The organism is Mesorhizobium sp. M7A.F.Ca.AU.002.02.1.1, from assembly GCF_003998535.1.
Taxonomy (GTDB): Bacteria; Pseudomonadota; Alphaproteobacteria; order Rhizobiales; family Rhizobiaceae; genus Mesorhizobium; species Mesorhizobium ciceri.
On sequence record NZ_RZPB01000444.1, the window covers coordinates 1 to 5,127 of the forward strand.

The 5,127-nt window shown below is 59.4% G+C and carries 3 protein-coding genes and 1 pseudogene; 1 reads left to right on the forward strand and 3 read right to left on the reverse strand.

The features are described from left to right. Positions 1-785: 785 nt before the first annotated feature. Positions 786-2,009, reverse strand: a pseudogene (locus tag EN879_RS23595) (IS110 family transposase). A gap of 701 nt (positions 2,010-2,710) precedes the next feature. Between EN879_RS23595 and EN879_RS23600 the strand changes: the two are divergent. Further along, complete coding sequence (locus EN879_RS23600) at positions 2,711-3,628, forward strand: LysR family transcriptional regulator (protein ID WP_063170390.1); 918 nt, start codon at positions 2,711-2,713, stop codon at positions 3,626-3,628. 48 nt (positions 3,629-3,676) lie between these two features. Here EN879_RS23600 and EN879_RS23605 read toward each other — a convergent pair whose 3' ends face one another. Together EN879_RS23605 and EN879_RS23610 are read right to left on the reverse strand one after the other, a co-directional pair. Next, entirely contained in the window at positions 3,677-4,480 is an 804-nt protein-coding gene (locus tag EN879_RS23605) for a TIM barrel protein (protein WP_063169395.1), read from the reverse strand. Positions 4,481-4,644: 164 nt separating this feature from the next. Beyond that, positions 4,645-5,127, reverse strand: a 483-nt coding sequence (locus tag EN879_RS23610; RefSeq protein WP_164774542.1) for a substrate-binding domain-containing protein, incomplete at its 5' end; no start/stop codon positions are given.

The window sequence follows — 5,127 nt, forward strand, 5'->3', positions numbered from 1 at the left end:
ATGGTTGACCACGCTTTTCAAAGATCGTGAACTACATCTCCTCGTTGTGCTCGACGCACTCCGGACAAGTAACCTCATGGGCGCGGCATGCAGGATTAACCGAGCCCAGCCGGTCATGAGTGCGGCCGGCGCTCGGCTGCTCGATTTATTTGCGCGATAAGCTCGCGACCATGTCCGCGGAGGTATTCAAACTTAACGCTGCGTCCGGGAGCTCTTGCCCTCCAGTTTGCGACGCTCCCCCGCCCATCCAGTGATCGTTTATTTCGTCGGATAGTTTGACCCGGCTCTACCGAATCGCCGCTTCAGGATCATTCTTTCCGATTTCGTCACGCTCGTATTTCTGCCGCGTCCTACACCGATTGGGCGCGAACAAAACTGAGCGCCTTGGAACCCGAACCCGTGCGTCGTGACCGGGAGCATCCGGGGCGAACTCATCCGCTCGGGGGCATCGCATCACCGGACGGCGACAGGCACGGTCGACCGGCATCTCGGCATCGGCTGGGAATTCGTCCATGGTCTGCATTGGCGACGACGCTTCCTGAGGCCACGTAGCCCTTATGCCAAGCTGGGCGCCCGGGTCGAGCGCGTAATGACGACAATTGCTTCGCTGCAGGTCAAACGCTTTCCGGGCCACCTGCAAAGTCTTCACCCGGCCGTACAGCGCCCAAGACCACTGATGTGATCGACAAGAGCCTTTTTGATAAATCTGCGCTATTCTCCTGTCGCGCACGGACGACCGCGTGGCGAAGAGCAGGGTCCGAGATGAGAGCCCTGCCGCGCAGCTTCTATCGTCGCGCCTCGTTTGCGGCATCCGTGCCTACCCTCTTCGGACCTCGTGGGTTCCAACCGGCGACGAGGCGTGCATAGGCGCCCTCGGCCTGCTCCACCCAGCGGCGCTCTTCTTCCCGGTGGCTCTTTATGTTGTAGGCGTGCGCTCCCTTTTGGCCGCGCACAGCCTTGCTCCCGGCCTTGAGTTCCACATCGCGCAAGCTTCTTGGCATGCAGGGAGGGTCGAGCCCACGCGTAACTCTCGCCCTTCTCAACAGATGACAGATCACGACAGAGAGTTTGCGTGCGGTTGCCACGGCCGCGACATGCTGTCCGCGCCGGGCTCGCACGCCGCAGGGAGAAGGCTCGCAACGGTCCGGGAGCACGAGCGGCCGCCCAGGCCGCCTCGACGAGCATGCCGCGCGCATGACCACGGCCCTGCTTGGTGATCCGCCCATGGTAGGCCGGACCTGGCCGGACTGCTGGACGCTTGGGTTCAACCCGAGATAGGTCACGAGCTTCTGCGGATCGTCGAAGCGCGACACGTCGCCGATCGCCGCCCTTCATCGCCAGCGCGACGGTGATGTCGACGCCGGGAATGGTCATCAGCCGCTTCACGCCTTCATCCTCGAGAGCCGAGCGGACAAGATCGCGTTCGATGACCTGGAGGTCTTCGCCCAATCGGTCGAACTCGCGCAGATGCCCATCGATCGCGAGGCGCTCGTCCTGCGGTACGACCTGCTCGATTAACCAGGTCCGACCCTTGGCGCCGCACAGGTCAGCATGCGGGCAGGACGGATCAGGTGGCTATGAAGGATCGACTGGATGACGCTCTTCAATCGAGATCTCTGTCGGACAATCTGATTGCGCCGTGTCACCTGTCGACGCAGAGCCTGCGTCGGCTCGTCCGCAATCCAGACTTCTGGCAAGAAGCCGCTGGCATAGAGCTGCGCAAGAACGTCGGCGTCGATCGTCGTTTTGATCTTGGCATAGGCAACGATAAACACCTGTTTCGGCTTGGCGATCCCCACCTTCTTCACATGCGGCGCAACCACAGCTGCAGCGGACGTCGCGTTGCCGGTGGCCTCGATCACCCCGACATCGTTCGGCGACAGCTTCGCGGCGAACGCCGCCAGCAGATCGCGCCGCATGTCGACGCGGCCGAGTCGCCTGAGCCTGCCCTCCTCCCATGCCACTGCTTCGGCGAAGGCGCGGTGAATATCCAGTCCGATGATAAGCATGCCCGTTCCTCCTTCTTGGCTCGGTCAAAGACGGGAGCTGGCGGGCAACACGACATCTACTGATCCGCGCTCGCAGCGCATCCGGGAAAGTCGCGAGGGGCGGCCATGTAACGAGCTCGGGCTCTCAGCCCACGGTCTATTGACGGCCTGCCTGCACCTTTGTGCTCCCGGTGCCCCACGTCCCGGATGGGCTCACCATAAGGGCGTTCCAAAACAAGAACAGCAGGACGAGAAGGCACCACAGATCACATACCGGATAGCGGCAAGGCCAAGCGCTTCGTTCAGATAGGCTTGCGCCAATGGGCTTAGGCCGAGCCTACAACAGCTCTCAAAAACGCTGCCGGACTGCTGCATTGGCTCGCCGATACAATTGGCACAGGCCTCACGGCAGCTTAGGATCAAACCGCCCATCAGTCGCCTCGGACTGGAAAGGTGCACCCTATTAGGTTCCACGCCTAGCTAGGTCGGGGCCGCCGAAGACGCTGGTTGATAGACCGGCGCCATCGGCCCGGCGTTTCAAACTGCCAATCTCTGACCTGCACAGTACGAACGATTGCTCGCTTCGGCAGATCACGCGGCTCATATGTCGGACCTTAACGTCATCCATCATAAACTTTTTGCGACAAAAGATTGCAAGAATGCTAAATTGTTAAAGTCGTTTGTTTCGGTTAAAGGCATCCATCCCATGGATGGCTGATGACATGCGTTTCAAAGGACTTGATCTAAATCTCCTCGTTGTGCTCGACGCACTCCTGACGGAGCGTAATCTCTCGGCGGCGGCACGCAGGATTAACCTGAGTCAGCCCGCCATGAGTGCGGCCGTCGCCCGACTGCGCGATTATTTCCGCGATGAACTGTTTACGATAAGAGGTCGCGAAAGATTTCTAACCCCGCGTGCGGCAGCATTTGCCCCCGCAGTTCGCGACGCTCTCCAGCACATCCAGTGCTCGATTATTTCTTCGGATCCGTTTGACCCAGCTCGAGCCGATCGCCTCTTCAGGATCATTCTTTCCGATTTCGTCACGCTCGTGTTTTTCGAAAAGCTTGTGGAGCGTATTTCACGGGAAGCCCCCGCCGTCAGCTTCGAACTGCTGCCTGTCGACGATAGCCCCGATGAGCTTCTCCGGCGCGGTGACGTCGATTTTCTAATTCTACCGGATATGTTCACGTCGAGTGTGCATTCAAGCGTTGCGCTGTTTGACGAGAAGCTCGTGTGCGTAGGCTGTCCCACAAACAAGCAGCTGCCACAGCAGCTTACATTCGAGAGATACATGTCGATGAGGCACGTCGCGGTCAGGTTCGGGCGTACGATGAAGCCGTCTATCGAGGAATGGTTTTTGCTTGAGCATGGCCTTAAGAGACGTGTCGAGGTCGCCGTGCAGGGCTTCAGCATGATTCCACCTATGGTGTCCGGCACAGCTCGTATAGCGACCATGCCCTTACGGCTGGTCAGGCATTTCGAAAAAACGTTCCCCCTGCGGGTTATCGAACTTCCGCTGCCATTTCCCACATTCACCGAGACCCTCCAATGGCCGGCCCTCCACAATAGCGATCCGGCAAGCATCTGGATGCGGGAGATAATGATACAGGAGGCATCTCGGATGGCTGCCCCGCTGTGAACCCACGGAAAATTCAGGCGCACCTATAGTCACTACTCCTGTCACCATCTACTTTGACGACAATAGCCCTCGCCGGATAAAGTCGATGCTGGCGGCAAGTGCGCCTGCGAGATCGTCCAGAGAATGGACTTCCTCGACCAGCTCGAATGAGAAAGGTCCCGCGTAGCCGCCATCCAGCAGCGCCTGAATCTGGCTGCCATTGTCGGAACCTGCAAGAAAGCGATCGGGGTAAATCCAGAAGGTCGGGTCGTTTACGCTTGAAATGTGCACCAGGCCGGTAAGCTCGCAGAACAGGCATGTCTCCCCGGCCAGGGTGTGGTGGAACGTGTCGTGCACGAGGCGAAAGACGGACTGGCCATCAACCGCGGCAACGGCCTCGGCCGCTTCCTTCTTTGATCGAAGCGAGCAGGTTCGGAAACCCAGCGGCTCGATGAGACCGATCAGACCCCGCGACTGGAGGATTGGCTTGATCTCGTTTAGAGCGAAACGAAGATTGTCCTGGCGCTCGCTATTGGTGGGCCACGAGCTGCGGTTGGCCGGCACCAACACGAGCGTCTCCGCCCCGCACGCCGTCGCATAATCGGCGAGGTTGCTTGCCTCGGCCTGACGCGTTGGAGTCCAGTCGTTGAACCGCTGCAAGGCGTTGACAGAGATGATCGTGACGCCCGCTTCGGTAGCGGCCAACCGAACGTCCGCAGCCGGAATGCCGCGTGCGACAGGATTGCTGAAATGAGGGTAACGGATTTGGACGTCGGTCAGGCCTTGGTCACGGGCAAGCGCGAAAAGCGCACTGACGTCAAGGCGGGGCGCCGCCATGTGATCGAGTGCAAAGCGGGGCGATACCTGGCGCATTGCTTGACTTTCCTTCCATGAAGCGCGGCTGCCATTTCGGCATCCGGCTTCTTTCAAGACGGAACCACGCCGGTTCACAGATCGGACAGAGACGGCCGAGTCAATCGAGCTTTCCTTTCATCGGTGAAAGGAAAATGGGCGCTCATGATAGAAATCCATCAAGGTCAAATATTTTCCGGAAGATAAATGTCGAACGGCAGAAATGTCTGCCCCGGGCTCTCCGCGACGCCGGCTTTGATGGCCCGCTCCATTGCCATTATCAGCTCCTGGCAAAGTCGGCGCATTGGCGTGCCGACCGCCATCGTCAAGATGTCATCCGCAAGCGCCCCACGTGACTGCGGCGTCATTTCACTCACGATCGCGACGAGATCCTGACCGCTCCCCTCTTCTCGGAGCGCGGAAATTGCCCCCTCTATCCCCCCGCCGGCCATATAGAAGCCGACGAGCTCTGGTTCCCGCTGCATAAGATCCAGCAATTTTTCGTAAGTGAGCTGCCGTTCATCAAGGTTCACGAGCGCATCAAGCACCTCGAATTTTGGCGCGTTCTCACGAAAATACGCACGAAAGGCCGTTTCCCGCGTCGCATGCGCCTGGAAGCGATGGCTTCCGACAAACACCGCCACCTTGCCGGGCCGTTTTGCGGCCTT